Annotated in this window: 16 protein-coding genes; 9 read left to right on the forward strand and 7 right to left on the reverse strand. The window is 52.3% G+C overall.

Going from position 1 to position 17000, the window contains the following annotated elements; all coding sequences use genetic code 11:
* Window positions 1-11: 11 nt before the first annotated feature.
* Both rpoE and rseD read right to left on the reverse strand, forming a co-directional pair.
* On the reverse strand, window positions 12-587 hold the full coding sequence (gene rpoE / locus OGY09_RS14035; protein WP_003037573.1) for an RNA polymerase sigma factor RpoE: 576 nt from the start codon (window positions 585-587) through the stop codon (window positions 12-14).
* On the reverse strand, window positions 584-748 hold the full coding sequence (rseD, locus tag OGY09_RS14040; protein ID WP_122973798.1) for a rpoE leader peptide RseD: 165 nt from the start codon (window positions 746-748) through the stop codon (window positions 584-586). Before rseD ends, rpoE begins: the two co-directional genes overlap by 4 nt.
* 263 nt (window positions 749-1011) lie before the next feature.
* Here rseD and nadB point away from each other — a divergent pair, with 263 nt between their 5' ends.
* Entirely contained in the window at window positions 1012-2634 is a 1623-nt protein-coding gene (nadB, locus tag OGY09_RS14045) for an L-aspartate oxidase (RefSeq protein ID WP_286590558.1), read from the forward strand.
* Here nadB and trmN read toward each other — a convergent pair.
* Window positions 2619-3356 (reverse strand): tRNA(1)(Val) (adenine(37)-N(6))-methyltransferase TrmN, encoded by a 738-nt coding sequence (gene trmN, locus OGY09_RS14050; RefSeq protein WP_032944259.1) that lies wholly within the window; start codon window positions 3354-3356, stop codon window positions 2619-2621. The two genes, nadB and trmN, sit on opposite strands and share 16 nt — an antisense overlap.
* A gap of 130 nt (window positions 3357-3486) precedes the next feature.
* On the opposite strand from trmN, the gene srmB reads away from it, so the two are divergent.
* Complete coding sequence (srmB, locus tag OGY09_RS14055; RefSeq protein ID WP_032944261.1) at window positions 3487-4815, forward strand: ATP-dependent RNA helicase SrmB; 1329 nt, start codon at window positions 3487-3489, stop codon at window positions 4813-4815.
* Window positions 4816-4832: 17 nt separating this feature from the next.
* On the opposite strand, the gene OGY09_RS14060 is transcribed toward srmB, so the two are convergent.
* Window positions 4833-5729 carry a LysR family transcriptional regulator gene (locus OGY09_RS14060; protein WP_100247265.1) on the reverse strand — a complete coding sequence of 299 codons (897 nt, stop codon included), beginning with the start codon at window positions 5727-5729 and terminating at the stop codon, window positions 4833-4835.
* A 102-nt stretch (window positions 5730-5831) separates the two neighbouring features.
* On the opposite strand from OGY09_RS14060, the gene eamB reads away from it, so the two are divergent.
* The gene (gene eamB / locus OGY09_RS14065) at window positions 5832-6419 is read left to right on the forward strand and encodes a cysteine/O-acetylserine transporter (protein ID WP_032944265.1); all 588 of its coding nucleotides are present in this window, start codon (window positions 5832-5834) and stop codon (window positions 6417-6419) included.
* 79 nt (window positions 6420-6498) lie between these two features.
* Here eamB and grcA read toward each other — a convergent pair whose 3' ends face one another.
* On the reverse strand, window positions 6499-6882 hold the full coding sequence (gene grcA / locus OGY09_RS14070; RefSeq protein WP_003037563.1) for an autonomous glycyl radical cofactor GrcA: 384 nt from the start codon (window positions 6880-6882) through the stop codon (window positions 6499-6501).
* Window positions 6883-7199: 317 nt separating this feature from the next.
* Between grcA and ung the strand changes: the two genes are divergently transcribed.
* Entirely contained in the window at window positions 7200-7889 is a 690-nt protein-coding gene (gene ung, locus OGY09_RS14075) for a uracil-DNA glycosylase (protein WP_008785504.1), read from the forward strand.
* A 33-nt stretch (window positions 7890-7922) separates the two neighbouring features.
* On the opposite strand, the gene OGY09_RS14080 is transcribed toward ung, so the two are convergent.
* Window positions 7923-9002 (reverse strand): tRNA/rRNA methyltransferase, encoded by a 1080-nt coding sequence (locus tag OGY09_RS14080; RefSeq protein ID WP_020996710.1) that lies wholly within the window; start codon window positions 9000-9002, stop codon window positions 7923-7925.
* 207 nt (window positions 9003-9209) lie between these two features.
* Here OGY09_RS14080 and trxC point away from each other — a divergent pair, with 207 nt between their 5' ends.
* From trxC to OGY09_RS14110, 5 genes are all read left to right on the forward strand, one after another.
* Window positions 9210-9629 carry a thioredoxin TrxC gene (gene trxC / locus OGY09_RS14085; protein WP_008785506.1) on the forward strand — a complete coding sequence of 140 codons (420 nt, stop codon included), beginning with the start codon at window positions 9210-9212 and terminating at the stop codon, window positions 9627-9629.
* 69 nt (window positions 9630-9698) lie between these two features.
* Window positions 9699-10397 (forward strand): tRNA-uridine aminocarboxypropyltransferase, encoded by a 699-nt coding sequence (gene tapT, locus OGY09_RS14090; RefSeq protein WP_003835347.1) that lies wholly within the window; start codon window positions 9699-9701, stop codon window positions 10395-10397.
* A gap of 36 nt (window positions 10398-10433) precedes the next feature.
* Window positions 10434-13094 (forward strand): bifunctional acetate--CoA ligase family protein/GNAT family N-acetyltransferase, encoded by a 2661-nt coding sequence (locus OGY09_RS14095; RefSeq protein WP_032944266.1) that lies wholly within the window; start codon window positions 10434-10436, stop codon window positions 13092-13094.
* A 114-nt stretch (window positions 13095-13208) separates the two neighbouring features.
* Window positions 13209-14564 carry a CDP-diacylglycerol--serine O-phosphatidyltransferase gene (gene pssA, locus OGY09_RS14105; protein WP_003835350.1) on the forward strand — a complete coding sequence of 452 codons (1356 nt, stop codon included), beginning with the start codon at window positions 13209-13211 and terminating at the stop codon, window positions 14562-14564.
* A gap of 32 nt (window positions 14565-14596) precedes the next feature.
* A complete protein-coding gene (locus tag OGY09_RS14110) occupies window positions 14597-14932 on the forward strand; it encodes a YfiM family lipoprotein (protein WP_153687927.1) in 336 nt (111 codons plus the stop codon).
* Here the strand turns inward: OGY09_RS14110 and OGY09_RS14115 are convergent.
* Entirely contained in the window at window positions 14929-16227 is a 1299-nt protein-coding gene (locus OGY09_RS14115) for an MFS transporter (protein ID WP_008785510.1), read from the reverse strand. The genes OGY09_RS14110 and OGY09_RS14115 overlap by 4 nt on opposite strands.
* Window positions 16228-17000: the final 773 nt, after the last annotated feature.

Raw genomic sequence — 17000 nt, forward strand, 5'->3', positions numbered from 1 at the left:
TCCCGCTATCGTCAACGCCTGATAAGCGGTTGAACTTTATTATCAATAGCTTCCCTCGCTCGGAAGATACGTGAACGCACCGTACCTACCGGACAATCCATGATAGCGGCTATCTCTTCATAGCTCAGGCCATCCAGCTCCCGCAAGGTTATTGCCATGCGTAAATCTTCCGGGAGGGACTCAATAGTTCGGAAAACTATCTGTCTCAGTTCTTCTGACAACATTAAGTTCTCAGGGTTCGAAATTTCTTTCAGCGCACCGCCACTTTCGTAATTTTCTGCTTCAATCGCATCAATATCACTGGAAGGTGGACGACGCCCCTGAGCGACCAGGTAATTCTTCGCTGTATTGACTGCAATACGATACAGCCAGGTATAAAAAGCACTATCTCCCCGGAACGAGTCCAGCGCACGATAGGCTTTGATAAATGCTTCTTGTACTACATCGGGTACATCACCCGACGGTACATAGCGAGAAACCAGACTCGCCACCTTATGCTGATAGCGCACTACCAGTAGGTTAAAGGCTTTCTGATCTCCCTTCTGGACCCGTTCTACCAGGACCTGGTCCGTTAACTGCTCGCTCATCCGAGGTAAAGTCTCCCCAAACCAAATTTCCACGCGCTTTCGAAACGCCACTCCATCAGCTTCACTATGAGCAAGCAAATGCTTAGAGTGCTCAAGTTTCGTAAAGTTCCGTTACGCATTGTTTTTTGTTTGTCATGTTGTAGACAGGTCTTATCTCTCATTATAAGTCTACATAACCCGATCAACGCACTATCTGTACAGAAATGCCCATTTCACCGCTTGCAGAGTAACCCAACGGGCACTTTATTTCATCACATAATCTGATGCTAACGGCCTGCTTCACAAAATATTTTTGCCTATTTCGCCCTCATCATGCTTTTCCTTCATGTTTAGTCATTGCAACACATTTAAAAATAAAACGTGCAGTATCGCGCAATGTGGTGCTATGGTGACCAAACACTGTTTAGTAAATTAAACAAACATCATGAATACGACTCCTGAATTATCCTGTGACGTGCTGATCATTGGCAGCGGGGCTGCCGGACTCTCACTGGCGCTGCGCCTGGCTGAAAAACATCAGGTTATTGTCCTGAGCAAAGGGCCGGTCAGCGAAGGCTCGACATTTTATGCCCAGGGGGGTATTGCCGCGGTTTTCGATGAAACCGACAGTATCGACTCCCACGTTGAAGATACGCTGATTGCCGGGGCCGGGCTGTGCGATCGCCATGCGGTTGAATTTGTCGCCAGCAATGCTCGCACCTGCGTTCAATGGCTTATCGATCAGGGCGTCTTATTCGATACACAGGTTCAGCCTAACGGCGAAGAGAGCTATCACCTGACCCGTGAAGGCGGTCACAGCCATCGACGCATCCTGCACGCTGCGGATGCTACCGGCAAAGAAGTCGAAACCACCCTCGTCAGCCAGGCACAAAATCACCCCAATATCCGGGTTCTTGAGCGGAGCAACGCCGTCGACCTGATTGTCTCCGATAAAATCGGTCTGCCGGGAACGCGTCGGGTTGTCGGCGCATGGATCTGGAATCGTAATAAAGAAGCCGTCGAAACCTGCCATGCGAAGTCGGTAGTGTTGGCCACCGGCGGCGCATCAAAGGTGTATCAATACACCACCAATCCGGATATTTCCTCGGGTGACGGGATTGCAATGGCCTGGCGCGCAGGATGCCGCGTCGCCAACCTGGAGTTTAACCAGTTTCACCCGACAGCGCTGTATCATCCGCAGGCGCGCAATTTTCTGCTGACCGAAGCGCTGCGCGGCGAAGGAGCGCACCTGAAGCGCCCGGACGGTTCACGCTTTATGCCCGATTTTGACGAACGTGGCGAATTGGCTCCCCGCGATATTGTCGCCCGCGCCATTGATCATGAAATGAAGCGCCTTGGTGCAGATTGCATGTTCCTCGATATCAGCCATAAGTCGGAAGAATTTGTTCGTCAGCATTTCCCGATGATTTATGAAAAGTTGCTGGGATTGGGCATTGATTTAACCAAAGAGCCGGTTCCCATCGTGCCTGCCGCGCACTATACCTGCGGCGGTGTGATGGTGGATGACTTTGGCCGTACCGATGTCGACGGGCTGTATGCGATCGGCGAAGTGAGTTACACCGGCCTGCATGGCGCCAACCGGATGGCATCGAACTCATTGCTGGAGTGTCTGGTTTATGGCTGGTCCGCGGCTGAAGATATCGACAGGCGCATGCCTTATGCTCGCGGCGTTAGCACGCTCCCGGGCTGGGATGAAAGCCGGGTAGAAAATCCGGATGAGTTGGTTGTTATCCAGCATAACTGGCATGAGCTGCGGCTGTTTATGTGGGATTACGTCGGTATTGTGCGTACGACCAAGCGCCTGGAGCGCGCTCTGCGCCGTATCACCATGCTGCAACAGGAAATCGACGAGTATTACGCCCATTTCCGCGTGTCGAACAATTTGCTGGAACTGCGCAATCTGGTGCAGGTTGCCGAGCTGATTGTCCGCTGCGCAATGATGCGCAAAGAGAGTCGGGGCCTGCACTACACGCTGGATTACCCAGAGCAGCTTCCAGAAGCCGGCCCGTCCATTCTCTCGCCGCTAAGTCATCACATAAACAGGTAAAACGCCTGGGTCAGCGCCGTATAACCTTCAGAGTAACGTTGGTCTGGCCCACGAATCACCAGCCTGTCGCTAAAGCACTCCCCGGCCTGCGGGGAGAATGCCAGCAATACCCGATGCGGTAGTCGGGCTTCCGTTTCTGCTACATCCGTACGTAATCGCAGATGCCAGCCCATACTTAATGCCTGCTGGGTAAACGCGTTCCCAATCTGTTCCGGCAGCACGACACAAAAAAAACCTTCTTCCGTAATGCTGTCCGCCGCCAGCGTAAGCAACGCCTCGTGATCGAGCGTGGTGGTATAGCGCGCCTGCTCGCGCTGCGGTGTTGCACATTCCACGCCCTGTTCATAATAGGGAGGGTTGCTGATTATCAAATCAAAACGCACGGTCTGACGCGGTATCCACTGCTGCGCATCTTCTGTATGAACACTCACGCGATGCATCCACGGAGATTGCGCGATGTTCTCCTGCGCCTGCTGCGCGGCATCGACATCAAGCTCCACGGCGTCAATGATGACGTTTTCATCCGTGCGCTGGGCCAACATCAGCGCCAACAGGCCACTCCCGGTACCAATATCCAGGATCCGCTTTACGCCCGCAACGGGGGCCCAGGCCCCCAATAAAATGCCGTCTGTTCCGACTTTCATTGCACAGCGATCGTGTGCCACAAAAAACTGCTTAAAAGTAAATCCATTACGTCTCAGTACGGATGTAGACTGGGGCATGAAGAACAACCTTCCTGGAAAAAAAACGATAACATAGGATAAAAACAATACCTGAGAAGGTATATCCATACAAACAGATGAAGATTGCAGCCGTAACGTCTATAATCAGCGCCCCACTCAGAGGTAGAACATGACTGTAACGACTTTTTCCGAACTTGAACTCGATGAAAGCCTTCTGGATGCCCTCCAGGAAAAAGGTTTCACTCGCCCGACCGCCATTCAGGCTGCCGCCATTCCGCCTGCGCTCGATGGCCGTGATGTACTCGGTTCTGCGCCGACAGGCACCGGTAAAACGGCGGCATATTTGCTGCCAGCGTTGCAGCACCTGCTCGACTTCCCGCGCAAGAAATCTGGTCCGCCGCGCATTTTAATCCTGACGCCAACGCGCGAACTGGCGATGCAGGTTGCCGAACACGCTCGTGAGCTGGCGAAGAATACACATCTGGATATCGCTACGATTACCGGCGGCGTGGCTTACATGAACCACATGGAAGTCTTTAGCGAAAACCAGGACATCGTGGTCGCCACCACGGGTCGTCTGCTGCAATACATTAAAGAAGAAAACTTCGACTGCCATGCGGTTGAAACGCTAGTTCTCGATGAAGCAGACCGTATGCTGGACATGGGCTTTGCCCAGGACATCGAGCATATCGCCGGTGAAACACGCTGGCGTAAACAAACCATGCTGTTTTCCGCCACGCTGGAAGGCGATGCGATTAAAGATTTTGCCGAGCGTCTGTTGGAAGACCCGGTCGAAGTCTCAGCGGATCCGTCCACCCGTGAACGCAAGAAGATCCATCAGTTTTACTACCGTGCCGATGATATCGAGCACAAAACTGCCATGCTGATCCACCTGTTAAAACAGCCGGAAGCGACTCGCTCGATTGTCTTCGTACGCAAACGTGAGCGTGTGCACGAGCTGGCAGGCTGGCTGCGCCAGGCGGGCATTAATAACTGCTATCTCGAAGGCGAGATGGTGCAGAACAAACGTAACGAAGCGATCAAACGCCTGACCGATGGTCGTGTGAACGTGCTGGTAGCAACCGACGTCGCCGCTCGCGGGATCGATATTCCTGACGTCAGCCACGTGTTTAACTTCGACATGCCGCGCAGTGGCGATGCCTATCTGCACCGTATTGGCCGTACCGGTCGTGCTGGCCGTAAAGGCACTGCGATCTCTTTGGTTGAAGCGCACGACCACCTGCTGCTCGGCAAAGCGAGCCGCTATATTGACGAACCGCTGAAAGCTCGCGTCATTGACGAACTGCGTCCAACCACGCGCGCGCCAAGTGAGAAATCTAACGGTAAGCCATCCAAGAAAGTGCTGGCGAAGCGCGCTGAGAAAAAGGCGAAAGAGAAAGAGAAGCCGCGGGTGAAAAAACGTCACCGCGACGCCAAAAATATCGGCAAACGTCGTAAGCCGAGCGGCGCTGCTACCCAGCAGTCCGACAAAGAGTAAACCGAATGCCGGGCCATTTAGCCCGGCATTTTTTCACGTGATGCAAAACTCTCTTCAATGCACTCAAGAAACACCCGCATCGCCGGGCTAACGACTTTTCCGGCATGATAACCACACAATGCCGTAATTAACTCAGGTTGTTCACTGAACGGTAATTCAATCAACTCCCCTGAACGTAACTCCTTCTCGACGGCAAAATGCGGCAAAAAGCTGATCCCAAGATTTGCCGATACGCACTGCTTAATACTTTCAATGCTCCATAACTCAATGGTATTTTCCAGCGTAATCTGTCGTTTACGCAGTAGCCCCTCGAAGCGTTGTCTGAAAATACATTGCGGCTCATTAATGATAAAACTGCAGGGAATGTGCTGGTTATGCTGAGTAAAATCAACGTGCTGAAGCAGTGGCGAAGCAACTAATGCCAGTGACTGATCGCCAAGCGGCATCAACTCCAGGGCATCGTCATTACCCACCCGATAAAAGACCCCCAGATCAACATCATCACTGAGCAATGCATCGCGAATGACATAACAATTCAGCGACTGTAAAGACAGCCGCACATGGGGCGCACGTTGTTTAAATCGCTGTAAAACCTGCGGCATTTTATACGCCAGCAGCGTTTCACCTGTTGCGACACGTAGATCGCCGCTCGGCTGCGCATCCTGATGTGCCGACTGTCGAATCGATGCCATCACGCGCGTCAGGTCATGGATATGCGGCATCAGCCGTTTTCCCTCACTGGTGAGACACATCCGGCGACCAATTTTTTCAAACAACTGCACCGAAAGCTCTTGCTCAAGCTGTTGAATATGAAAGGTAACCGTTGATTGCGTACAGCACAGTTTTTGTGATGCCCGCAGAAATGAACCCTCTTCCACCACCGTTTTTAGCGTAATAAACCGACGTAAATCCATCCGCACCAACCCATCGAAAATATCGAACTCAGAATGCAAAAACATTCATTTTTTTTAATGTTTTGCCTCGGGTACTGTCTACCAAAACAGAGGAGATAACAAGTGACCCCCACGCTTTTAAGTGCATTCTGGACCTATACATTGATTACCGCGCTAACCCCCGGACCAAACAACATCCTTGCGCTCAGCGCCGCGACGTCACACGGTTTTCGTCAGAGTACACGCGTACTGGCCGGAATGAGTCTGGGCTTTTTAATCGTCATGATGATGTGCGCCGGGATTTCATTTTCACTGGCGGTCATGGATCCAGCCATCATCCATTGGCTTAGTTGGGCTGGGGCCGCTTATATCCTGTGGCTGGCGCTGAAGATCGCCACCAGCCCGACCTCGAACGATAGATTGCAGTCAGAGCCGATTAGCTTCTGGGCAAGTTTTGGCTTGCAGTTTGTTAACGTGAAAATCATTTTGTACGGCATTACCGCGTTATCCACGTTCGTATTACCGTACACTCAGGACGCCCACTGGCTGATTGGGGTGAGTATTCTGTTAGCGCTGATCGGCACCTTCGGGAATGCCTGCTGGGCGCTGGCGGGCCATCTTTTTCAGCGCGTTTTTCACCGTTACGGTCGACAGTTGAATATCATTCTGGCGCTGCTGTTGGTGTATTGCGCGGTGAGGATCTTTTACTAACAGATGCAAAAAAGCGGAAGACGCACTGGCATCTTCCGCTTTTTGATTCTCTGCTAAACGGGGTTATTCCCCGTGAGCCTTACAGGCTCTCAGTAAAGGTACGAGCAATAACGTCGCGCTGCTGTTCTGGGGTCAGAGAGTTGAAACGCACTGCATAACCAGAAACACGGATGGTCAGCTGCGGATATTTTTCCGGATGCTTAACTGCATCTTCCAGCGTTTCGCGACGCAGAACGTTCACGTTCAGGTGCTGACCACCTTCCACGCGGACTTCCGGCTGTACGTCTACCGGTACTTCACGGTATTCGATTTCGCCCAGTTTGCTGACTGCAACAACTTCATCAGCATTGAAACCTGCTTTCGCAACGATGCAGCGAGCTTCGCCTTTTTCGCTGTCCAGCAGCCAGAAAGAGTTCAGCAGGTCGTCGTTTGCAGCTTTAGTAATCTGGATACCTGTAATCATTTGATGCCTCCCCGGCAAAATTATTTGATCTCGGTTGGCCGTCATCCGGCCAATTGGTAAAACCATTGTTGCTTGAGTGTATATATACCCCTCACACACCCTTGAATCTTTGATTTAAATCAATAAAAACCACACATGAAAAGTGGTGATAGGTGGATTTTATTGTTTTACATCAACTTACGCCATGTGTGCAGATAAACTTTTTACATAAATTTTCAACTATCTTTAAGGGGTAGACCATTGAGTAACGTACAGAATTTTGCGACGTCGAAAGAAGCAGTTAAGCTAGGGGGATTGAAAATTCGCAGGAGAGCGAGATGGCCACCGAATTAACCTGGCACGATGTGCTGGCTGAAGAGAAACAGCAGCCTTATTTTGTTAACACACTGCATACTGTTGCCGGCGAGCGTCAATCGGGAATGACAATTTATCCGCCGCAAAAAGATGTGTTTAACGCTTTTCGCTTTACCGAGCTTGGTGACGTGAAAGTCGTCATCCTGGGTCAGGATCCTTACCACGGTCCAGGCCAGGCACACGGTCTCGCGTTCTCTGTTCGCCCCGGCATTGCCACTCCCCCCTCGTTGCTGAACATGTACAAAGAGCTGGAGGCAACGATTCCAGGTTTCACGCGCCCAACGCACGGATATCTGGAAAGCTGGGCACGCCAGGGGGTACTGTTACTCAACACCGTACTCACCGTCCGCGCCGGTCAGGCGCATTCTCACGCCAGCCTTGGATGGGAAACATTTACCGATAAAGTCATCAGCCTGATTAACCAACATAGGGAAGGCGTGGTTTTCCTGCTCTGGGGTTCTCACGCACAGAAGAAAGGCGCGATTATTGATACGCAGCGTCACCATGTGTTGAAAGCGCCCCACCCATCACCGCTCTCTGCGCATCGCGGTTTCTTTGGCTGCAATCACTTTGTACTGGCGAATGAATGGCTGGAACAACGAGGTGAAAAGCCAATTGACTGGATGCCGGTATTACCCGCAGAAAGCGAGTAAAAAAATGCCAGCGATTCGCTGGCATTTTTATTATCAGGCTTTGTTCTGACGCCACCACTCCGCGAGCAGCACGCCTGTTGCCACAGAAACGTTGAGCGTTTCTACCTTGCCAGTGCCGTCAATCGCTATGCACAAATCGTCGGCTGAGCATGCTGCTTCTGGCAGAGCTTCACGCTCACGCCCTAATACCAGCACCATTTTTTCCGGCAGCGTGGTAGTAAACAGCGGTTTGCCTTTCGCGCTTGAGGTCATCACAACCGTGTAACCCGCCTGGCGGAAGTCGTCCAGCACATCAACAATGCTGTCGCCGGTAATCGGCTGAACGTGCTCAGCTCCGCCTTCAGCGGTACGGATGGCCGCACCTGATTCCAGCAGCGCCGCATCCTGAACCACTACGCCTTTCACACCGAAGTGCGCGCAGCTACGCATCATGCCGCCCAGGTTATGCGGGTTAGCGATATCTTCCAGTGCCAGCACACAATCCTGCGCCCCTGCCTGACCGACCCACTGCTTAACGGTAGTACCGTTACGTTTTTTGATCAGGAAACAAACGCCACCGTGGTGTTCTGTGCCAGAGGCTTTCGCCAGCTCGGCTTCGTCAACCACGTGATAGGCTTTGCGGTTTGCCGCCATCCAGCGTAATGCTTCTTTAAAGCGCGGGGTTACGCTCTGAACAAACCAAGCGCGGACGATGGCGTCCGGACGACTCTGGAACAGAGCCTGACAGGCATTCTCACCGTAAACGCGGGTTTCTTCCGCACGCTGACGGCGTAACACTTCAGGATCGATAAAGCTCTTACCGCTAATACCGCCGTGATCGGCTTTATCCGCTGCGTCATCATTCGGTGCGCGGGACACGGTACGCCACGGTGAATCTTCACGTCTGCGGTCACGTTCTACATCGCGGTCACGACCACGTTCACGACCGCGTTCGCTGTTCGGACCCTTTCGGTCATCACGGGCAGGGCGACGACCGCCTTCGGCTCGGGAAGTACCGGGGCGACCGCCGCCTTTTCCGGTACGTGGATTTTGGGTGCGTTTATCCGAGTCATCGTCACTGCGGACGTACATCACTTTGACCTTGCCGTTTTTGTTCTTCAGTTCGTCGCTCATGTTTTTCTCCACCTGCTCTGCGCGAAGCGCGCAGATTACCCGATGTGCACGTCGTTAGCCATTATTTCATTTAAAAGCTAAGGACTATTGTACTCATTGAATAAAACGCATTGTTGTTTAGAACAGACTCCCCGATAATATGTAACATAATAGAAACATACTGGCGTTCCTGCCGTGAAGTCCACTCCACTCATCCAGAGGTTAGTTATGAATACCGTTTGTACCAGCTGCCAGGCTATCAACCGCATCCCCGACGATCGTGTCCAGGAAGCGGCTAAATGCGGACGCTGTGGTCACGACCTGTTTGATGGGGAGGTGATCAATGCGACCGGTGAGACACTGGATAAACTGTTAAAAGACGATCTCCCGGTGGTCGTTGACTTTTGGGCCCCCTGGTGTGGTCCATGTCGTAACTTCGCCCCGATTTTTGAAGATGTCGCGGAAGAGCGTAGCGGTAAAGTGCGTTTTGTTAAAGTGAATACGGAAGCCGAGCGTGAACTCAGCGCCCGTTTCGGTATCCGCAGCATTCCGACCATTATGATTTTCAAAAAAGGGGAAATCGTCGACATGCTTAACGGCGCTGTACCAAAAGCCCCGTTTGATAGCTGGCTTAACGAATCATTATAATCTCTACGGGGCGCATCTTGTGCCCCGTTTTCACCTCTGCGACAATAGCGTTTTTCAACGTGTTTCCCCATGACCGATAACGCTGTTCTTCAGTTACGCGCTGAGCGCCTCGCGCGCGCCACGCGTCCTTTCCTTGCCCGAGGTAATCGCGTTCGCCGCTGTCAGCGCTGCCTGCTGCCGCAGAAACTCTGCTTGTGCGCAACGCTGGCACCCTCTGAGGCAAAAAGTCGCTTTTGTCTGGTGATGTTTGATACCGAGCCGATGAAGCCCAGCAACACGGGGCGTTTGATTGCTGATATTCTGCCCGATACCACGGCTTTTCAGTGGTCACGCACCGAGCCGCCGCAGGCGCTGCTGGAACTGGTGAAAAATCCGGATTACCAGCCGATGGTTGTATTCCCGGCCTCCTATGCGGGTGAAGAGCGTGAAGTGATTTTCACGCCACCAGCCGGTAAGCCCCCATTGTTTATCATGCTCGACGGCACCTGGCCTGAGGCGCGTAAAATGTTCCGCAAAAGCCCGTACCTCGATAACCTACCGGTGATCTCCGTTGATTTATCACGCCTTTCTGCTTACCACCTGCGTGGCGTTCACGCTGAAGGGCAATATTGCACTGCCGAAGTGGCCATCGCCTTGTTGGATCTGGCGGGAGATACGCAAGCCGCAGAAGGGTTAAGCGATCATTTCACTCGCTTTAAAACCCGCTACCTGGCAGGAAAAACTCAACATCAGGGAAGCGTCACAGCAGATTCCTCAGAAAACGTTTAAAATCATTCGGTCACTGGTGTCATTAAGGAAGCCGATATGAGTCAGCGTGGTCTGGAAGCACTACTGCGACCGAAATCCATTGCGGTGATTGGGGCGTCAATGAAGCCTAATCGCGCGGGTTACCTGATGATGCGTAACCTGCTTGCCGGCGGTTTCAATGGACCTGTTTTACCGGTGACGCCCGCATGGAAAGCGGTGCTGGGCGTACTGGCATGGCCCAATATCAACAGCCTGCCCTTTAGCCCGGATCTCGCCGTGTTGTGCACCAATGCCAGCCGTAACCTGGCGTTACTCGAAGCGCTTGGCGAGAAAGGCTGTAAAACCTGCATTATTCTCTCAGCTCCCGCGGCGCAGCACGCAGAGCTGCTGGCCTGCGCATCACGCTACAACATACGTTTGCTGGGCCCCAACAGCCTGGGACTTCTCGCGCCCTGGCAAGGGCTTAACGCCAGCTTTTCCCCCGTCCCGATTAAGCGCGGCAAGCTGGCTTTTATCTCTCAATCCGCTGCCGTATCCAATACCATACTCGACTGGGCACAGCAGAGAGAAATGGGCTTTTCTTACTTTATCGCGCTGGGTGATAGCCTGGATATCGACGTTGATGAGCTGCTGGATTACCTGGCGCGCGACAGCAAAACCAGCGCGATATTGCTGTATCTCGAACATTTAAGTGATGCCCGACGCTTTGTTTCCGCCGCCCGTAGCGCCTCGCGCAATAAACCTATTTTGGTGATTAAGAGCGGTCGTAGTCCAGCGGCGCAGCGTTTACTGCATACCAGCGCCGGGATGGACCCTGCGTGGGATGCCGCTATTCAGCGCGCCGGTTTACTACGCGTACAAGACACCCACGAGCTGTTCTCGGCGGTCGAAACCCTGAGTCACATGCGTCCACTACGTGGCGACAGGCTGATGATCATCAGCAATGGGGCCGCGCCTGCCGCACTGGCATTAGATGAACTGTGGTCAAAAAATGGCAAGTTGGCGACGTTGAGTGAAGACACCTGCCAGAAATTACGTGATGCGTTGCCTGAACATGTTGATATCGCCAACCCGCTGGATCTGCGTGATGACGCCAGCAGCGAACACTACGTTAAGACGCTGGATATTTTGCTCGCCAGCCAGGATTTCGACGCGCTGATGGTGATTCATTCACCCAGCGCAGCCGCTCCCGGAACCGAAAGCGCACTGGCATTGATTGAAGCGGTAAAGCATCACCCCCGAGGAAAATTCGTCTCGTTGCTGACCAACTGGTGCGGAGAGTTTTCCTCTCAGGAAGCCCGCAGACTGTTTAGCGAAGCCGGACTGCCCACCTACCGCACGCCGGAAGGTACCATCACCGCATTTATGCATATGGTGGAGTATCGGCGAAACCAGAAGCAGCTACGAGAAACGCCTGCGCTGCCTGACAGCCTGACCTCCAACACCGCCGAAGCGCATAATCTGTTACAGCGGGCGATTGCTGAAGGAGCGACATCGCTTGATACCCATGAAGTGCAGCCGATTTTACAGGCTTATGGCTTACACACGCTGCCAACATGGATCGCCAGCGACAGCGCGGAAGCCGTACACATCGCGGAGCAAATCGGCTACCCGGTGGCGCTCAAGCTGCGTTCTCCTGATATTCCGCATAAATCAGAAGTTCAGGGGGTGATGCTCTACCTGCGTACAGCCACTGAAGTGCAGCAGGCCGCCAATGCAATTTTCGATCGGGTAAAAATGGCCTGGCCGCAGGCACGCATTCACGGCTTATTAGTGCAAAGTATGGCGAATCGCGCCGGCGCTCAGGAGCTTCGTGTCGTCGTTGAACACGACCCGGTATTTGGCCCGTTGATTATGCTGGGTGAAGGTGGTGTTGAGTGGCGACCGGAAGAGCAAGCCGTGGTGGCATTGCCGCCATTGAACATGAATCTGGCGCGTTATCTGGTGATCCAGGGGATCAAAAATAAAAAGATCCGCGCGCGCAGCGCACTGCGCCCTTTGGATATCGCCGGGTTGAGCCAACTTCTGGTGCAGGTCTCCAACCTGATCGTCGATTGCCCGGAAATTCAGCGTCTGGATATTCATCCGCTGCTGGCCTCGGCCGGAGAATTTACCGCGCTGGACGTTACGCTGGATATTGCCCCTTTCACGGGAGATAACGAAAGCAGACTGGCTGTACGTCCCTACCCTCATCAGCTTGAAGAGTGGGTGGAGTTGAAGAACGGCGAGCGCTGTCTGTTCCGCCCCATTTTGCCGGAGGATGAACCTCATCTTCAGCAGTTCATTTCTCAGGTGACAAAAGAAGATCTTTATTATCGCTATTTCAGTGAGATCAACGAATTTACCCACGAAGATTTAGCCAATATGACGCAGATCGACTACGATCGGGAAATGGCCTTTGTTGCGGTGCGTTGTAAAGATAATCACGAAGAGATCCTCGGCGTAACGCGAGCAATCTCGGATCCTGATAACGTAGACGCTGAGTTTGCCGTACTGGTTCGTTCCGATCTCAAAGGGCTTGGACTGGGTCGCCGATTGATGGAAAAATTAATTGCCTATACTCGAGATCACGGACTTATACGTTTGAATGGTATTACGATGCCGAACAATCGTGGGATGGTCGCCCTGGCCCGAAAACTCGGGTTTGTTGTTGACGTCCAGCTCGAAGAGGGAATTGTTGGGCTAACGCTTAATCTGGCCCAATGTGAGGAATCGTGAGTAAGGTACTGGAAATGTTGACCACATTAATGGGTACTGGTGGTATCATTGCCCGCTTATGTCGTCTGCATAGCACAGAGGACCCTTCAATGAACAGAGAAGAAATGCACTGTGATGTTGTCAAAATTTAAGCGTAATAAACATCAACAACACCTTGCCCAACTACCCAAGATTTCTCAGTCAGTTGATGATGTAGATTTCTTTTATGCTCCCGCTAATTTCAGGGAGACTCTGCTGGAAAAAATAGCCAGCGCGACGCGACGGATCTGCATTATTGCGCTGTACCTGGAACAGGATGACGGTGGTAAAGGCATACTTGACGCTCTCTATGCGGCAAAACGGCAGCGTCCTGAGCTGGATGTCCGGGTGCTTGTCGACTGGCACCGAGCCCAGCGCGGTCGTATTGGTGCTGCGGCATCCAATACCAATGCTGATTGGTATTGCCGAATGGCGCAAGAAAACCCTGGTATCGATATTCCTGTCTACGGTGTCCCGATTAACACCCGTGAAGCGCTTGGCGTCCTGCATTTCAAAGGCTTTATCATTGATGACAGCGTCCTGTACAGCGGGGCCAGTCTGAACGATGTTTACCTGCATCAGCATGATAAATATCGCTATGACCGTTATCAGTTGATTCGCAACGCGCAAATGGCCGATATCATGTTCGATTGGGTGACGCAAAACCTGATGAACGGTCGCGGCGTTAACCGTCTTGATGATATCAACCGCCCTAAAAGCCCAGAAATTAAAAACGACATCCGCCTGTACCGTCAGGAACTGCGCGATGCGTCATTCCATTTTCAGGGTGATGCTGATAACGAACAGCTTTCGGTTACGCCTCTGGTGGGCCTTGGGAAATCCAGTCTGTTAAATAAGACCATTTTCCATCTTATGCCCTGCGCGGAGCACAAGCTTACAATCTGTACCCCTTATTTCAACCTTCCCGCCATACTGGTGCGCAATATCATTCAACTGCTGCGTGAAGGGAAAAAGGTCGAAATCATTGTCGGTGATAAAACCGCCAACGACTTTTTCATCCCGGAAGATGAGCCATTCAAGATCATCGGTGCGCTGCCTTATCTGTATGAAATAAATCTGCGCCGTTTCTTGAGCAGATTGCAGTATTACGTGAATACCGACCAGTTGGTCGTGCGCTTATGGAAAGATGATGACAATACCTATCATCTGAAAGGTATGTGGGTTGATGATAAATGGATGCTGCTCACCGGCAACAACCTTAACCCTCGTGCCTGGCGTCTGGATCTGGAAAACGCCATCCTTATCCACGATCCTAAGCAAGAGCTCACCCCTCAGCGCGATAAAGAGCTGGAGCTTATCCGTACGCATACTACCGTCGTTAAGCACTATCGCGACCTGCAAAGCATTGCTGACTATCCGGTCAAAGTGCGTAAGCTCATCCGTCGACTACGCCGTATTCGTATCGACAGATTAATTAGCCGTATTCTGTAATCAAGACCCCGTCCAGTGACGGGGTTTTTCATATGGAGGCAACGGTGCGCCTGTTCATTCTTACCAGTATCCTTGCCATTTCGGGCTGCAGCCATATGGCTAACGACCAGTGGAGCGGGCAAGACAAAGCTCAACACTTCATCGCCTCCGCCATGCTTGCCGCAGCCGGCAATGAATATGCCCAACATCAGGGCAACAGCCGCGATCGCAGTGCGGCTATCGGCCTGATGTTCTCAGTCAGCCTGGGTGCGTCAAAAGAGCTATGGGACAGCCGTCCCGCAGGGAGCGGCTGGAGCTGGAAGGACTTCGCCTGGGATGTTGCAGGCGCATCTACCGGCTATGCGGTCTGGCAACTGGCACATTACTAGAGGCGCAGACCTTTCCCTTTCCCATGCAGCATTAGCGATACTAAAAACGCAACTACTGCCAGCGCAGTGACGTACCAGAAGAATGTCGTTTCCATACCGACAGACTTCAGGGACAACGCGACATATTCGGCTGAACCGCCAAACAGCGCATTGGCCACCGCATAAGATAAGCCGACCCCAAGAGCGCGTACCTGTGCCGGGAACATTTCGGCCTTCAGAATACCGCTAATTGACGTATAGAAACTGACGATTAACAGAGCACACATCACCAGAGCAAACGCCATATACGGGGATGTTACGCTTTGCAATGCTGTCAGAATGGGAACGGTGAAAATCGCGGCCAAAGCGCCAAAACACAACATTGAAGTACGTCGGCCAATTTTATCTGACAAGGCGCCGAACAACGGTTGTACCAGCATGAACACACACAGTGCCGCCGTCATAATCCCGCTGGCTACGTTGGCATGCATACCGGCTGTGTTAACCAGGTACTTCTGCATATAGGTTGTGAACGTGTAAAAACACAACGAACCCGCGGCGGTAAAACCAAGCACCATGACAAAAGCTTTGCGATTACGCCACAGACCTTTCAGGGAACCCGCTTCTTTCAGCGCGCGAACATCCTGTTTTGAGGTTTCATCCAGTTGGCGACGCAGCCATAGCGCAACAATAGCCAGCACGGCGCCCAACGCAAATGGAATACGCCAACCCCACTCTCTGAGCGCAGAGTCTTCTAACGTGTGCTGTAATATGACCACAACCAGTAATGCCAGTAACTGTCCGCCGATTAACGTTACGTACTGGAATGAAGCATAAAAACCTTTCTTACCTTCAACGGCGACTTCACTCATATAGGTCGCGCTGGTTCCGTATTCACCACCGACAGATAACCCCTGGAATAGCCTTGCCAGCAGTAATAGCGCAGGCGCCCAGGTACCGATAGTTTCATATCCCGGTAGACAAGCGATCACCAACGATCCCATGCACATCATACAAACGGACAGCAACATGGACTTTTTACGCCCGTGCTTATCCGCGATACGGCCAAACAGCCAGCCTCCAATTGGTCGCATCAAGAAGCCAGCGGCAAAAACGCCAGCGGTTTGTAAGAGTTGTGTGGTGGTATTTCCTGATGGAAAAAAGATATGAGCAAAATAAAGAGAGCAGAATGAATAGATATAGAAATCAAACCATTCGACCAGATTCCCTGATGATGCTCCGACAATCGCCCATATACGACGACGGGTATCGCCGTCTGCCAGCGCCCCGTTCTCAGTTACACTACTATCAGCCATTAGAATTGTACCCCTGCCAACGATCGCGTGAATTTATCAATGATGGTTGTGTGTTTTTTGGTGAACAGAATGTTATATAATTGTTATATCTTATTGTGCGGTAAAGATCACGATTTTAATTAGCAGAGAAAGGATTCAGATATGTTCTGAGGGAGAGATCCGTGTAGTAGATCGAGACAGTGTGCTTTTGTTGGCCGATTAAGGCTGTTACGCCGCATCCGGCAATGTACCACCGTGTTGCCTGATACGATGCGCTTATCAGGCCTACAAAATACGTTAAGCCCGGCCCCTGTAGGCCGGATAAGGCGGTACGCCGCATCCGGCAATGTACCGCCGCGTTGCCTGATGCGCTGCGCTTATCAGGCCTACAAAATACGTTCAGCCCAGCCCCTGTAGGCCGGATAAGGCGGTACGCCGCATCCGGCAATGTACCGCCGCGTTGCCTGATGCGCTGCGCTTATCAGGCCTACAAAATACGTTCAGCCCAGCCTCTGTAGGCCGGATAAGGCGGCACGCTGCATCCGGCGGTTTTCATCCCGCACAGACGCAAAAAAGCTCATCCGGCAGGATGGGCTTCTTCACTTTATTTGATGCCTGGCAGTTTATGGCGGGCGTCCTGCCCGCCACCCTCCGGGCCGTTGCTACGCAACGTTCAAATCCGCTCCCGGCGGATTTGTCCTCCTCAGGAGAGCGCTCACCGACAGACAACAGATAAAACAAAAGGCCCAGTCTTTCGACTGAGCCTTTCGCTTTTATTTGATGCCTGGCAGTTC

Source organism: Citrobacter sp. Cpo071 (assembly GCF_030332765.1).
GTDB classification, from domain to species: Bacteria; Pseudomonadota; Gammaproteobacteria; order Enterobacterales; family Enterobacteriaceae; genus Citrobacter; species Citrobacter portucalensis.

Excerpts from the sequence above, each read along its gene's own strand:
- OGY09_RS14115 (WP_008785510.1), bottom strand. The coding sequence starts at position 16,227 with ATGGCTGATAGTAGTGTAACTGAGAACGGGGCGCTGGCAGACGGCGAT.
- OGY09_RS14080 (WP_020996710.1), bottom strand. The coding sequence starts at position 9,002 with ATGAGCGACGAACTGAAGAACAAAAACGGCAAGGTCAAAGTGATGTAC.
- grcA (WP_003037563.1), bottom strand. The coding sequence starts at position 6,882 with ATGATTACAGGTATCCAGATTACTAAAGCTGCAAACGACGACCTGCTG.
- pssA (WP_003835350.1), top strand. The coding sequence starts at position 13,209 with ATGTTGTCAAAATTTAAGCGTAATAAACATCAACAACACCTTGCCCAA.
- OGY09_RS14095 (WP_032944266.1), top strand. The coding sequence starts at position 10,434 with ATGAGTCAGCGTGGTCTGGAAGCACTACTGCGACCGAAATCCATTGCG.
- srmB (WP_032944261.1), top strand. The coding sequence starts at position 3,487 with ATGACTGTAACGACTTTTTCCGAACTTGAACTCGATGAAAGCCTTCTG.
- OGY09_RS14110 (WP_153687927.1), top strand. The coding sequence starts at position 14,597 with ATGGAGGCAACGGTGCGCCTGTTCATTCTTACCAGTATCCTTGCCATT.
- ung (WP_008785504.1), top strand. The coding sequence starts at position 7,200 with ATGGCCACCGAATTAACCTGGCACGATGTGCTGGCTGAAGAGAAACAG.
- tapT (WP_003835347.1), top strand. The coding sequence starts at position 9,699 with ATGACCGATAACGCTGTTCTTCAGTTACGCGCTGAGCGCCTCGCGCGC.
- trxC (WP_008785506.1), top strand. The coding sequence starts at position 9,210 with ATGAATACCGTTTGTACCAGCTGCCAGGCTATCAACCGCATCCCCGAC.
- trmN (WP_032944259.1), bottom strand. The coding sequence starts at position 3,356 with ATGCCCCAGTCTACATCCGTACTGAGACGTAATGGATTTACTTTTAAG.
- rseD (WP_122973798.1), bottom strand. The coding sequence starts at position 748 with ATGAGAGATAAGACCTGTCTACAACATGACAAACAAAAAACAATGCGT.
- OGY09_RS14060 (WP_100247265.1), bottom strand. The coding sequence starts at position 5,729 with ATGGATTTACGTCGGTTTATTACGCTAAAAACGGTGGTGGAAGAGGGT.
- nadB (WP_286590558.1), top strand. The coding sequence starts at position 1,012 with ATGAATACGACTCCTGAATTATCCTGTGACGTGCTGATCATTGGCAGC.
- rpoE (WP_003037573.1), bottom strand. The coding sequence starts at position 587 with ATGAGCGAGCAGTTAACGGACCAGGTCCTGGTAGAACGGGTCCAGAAG.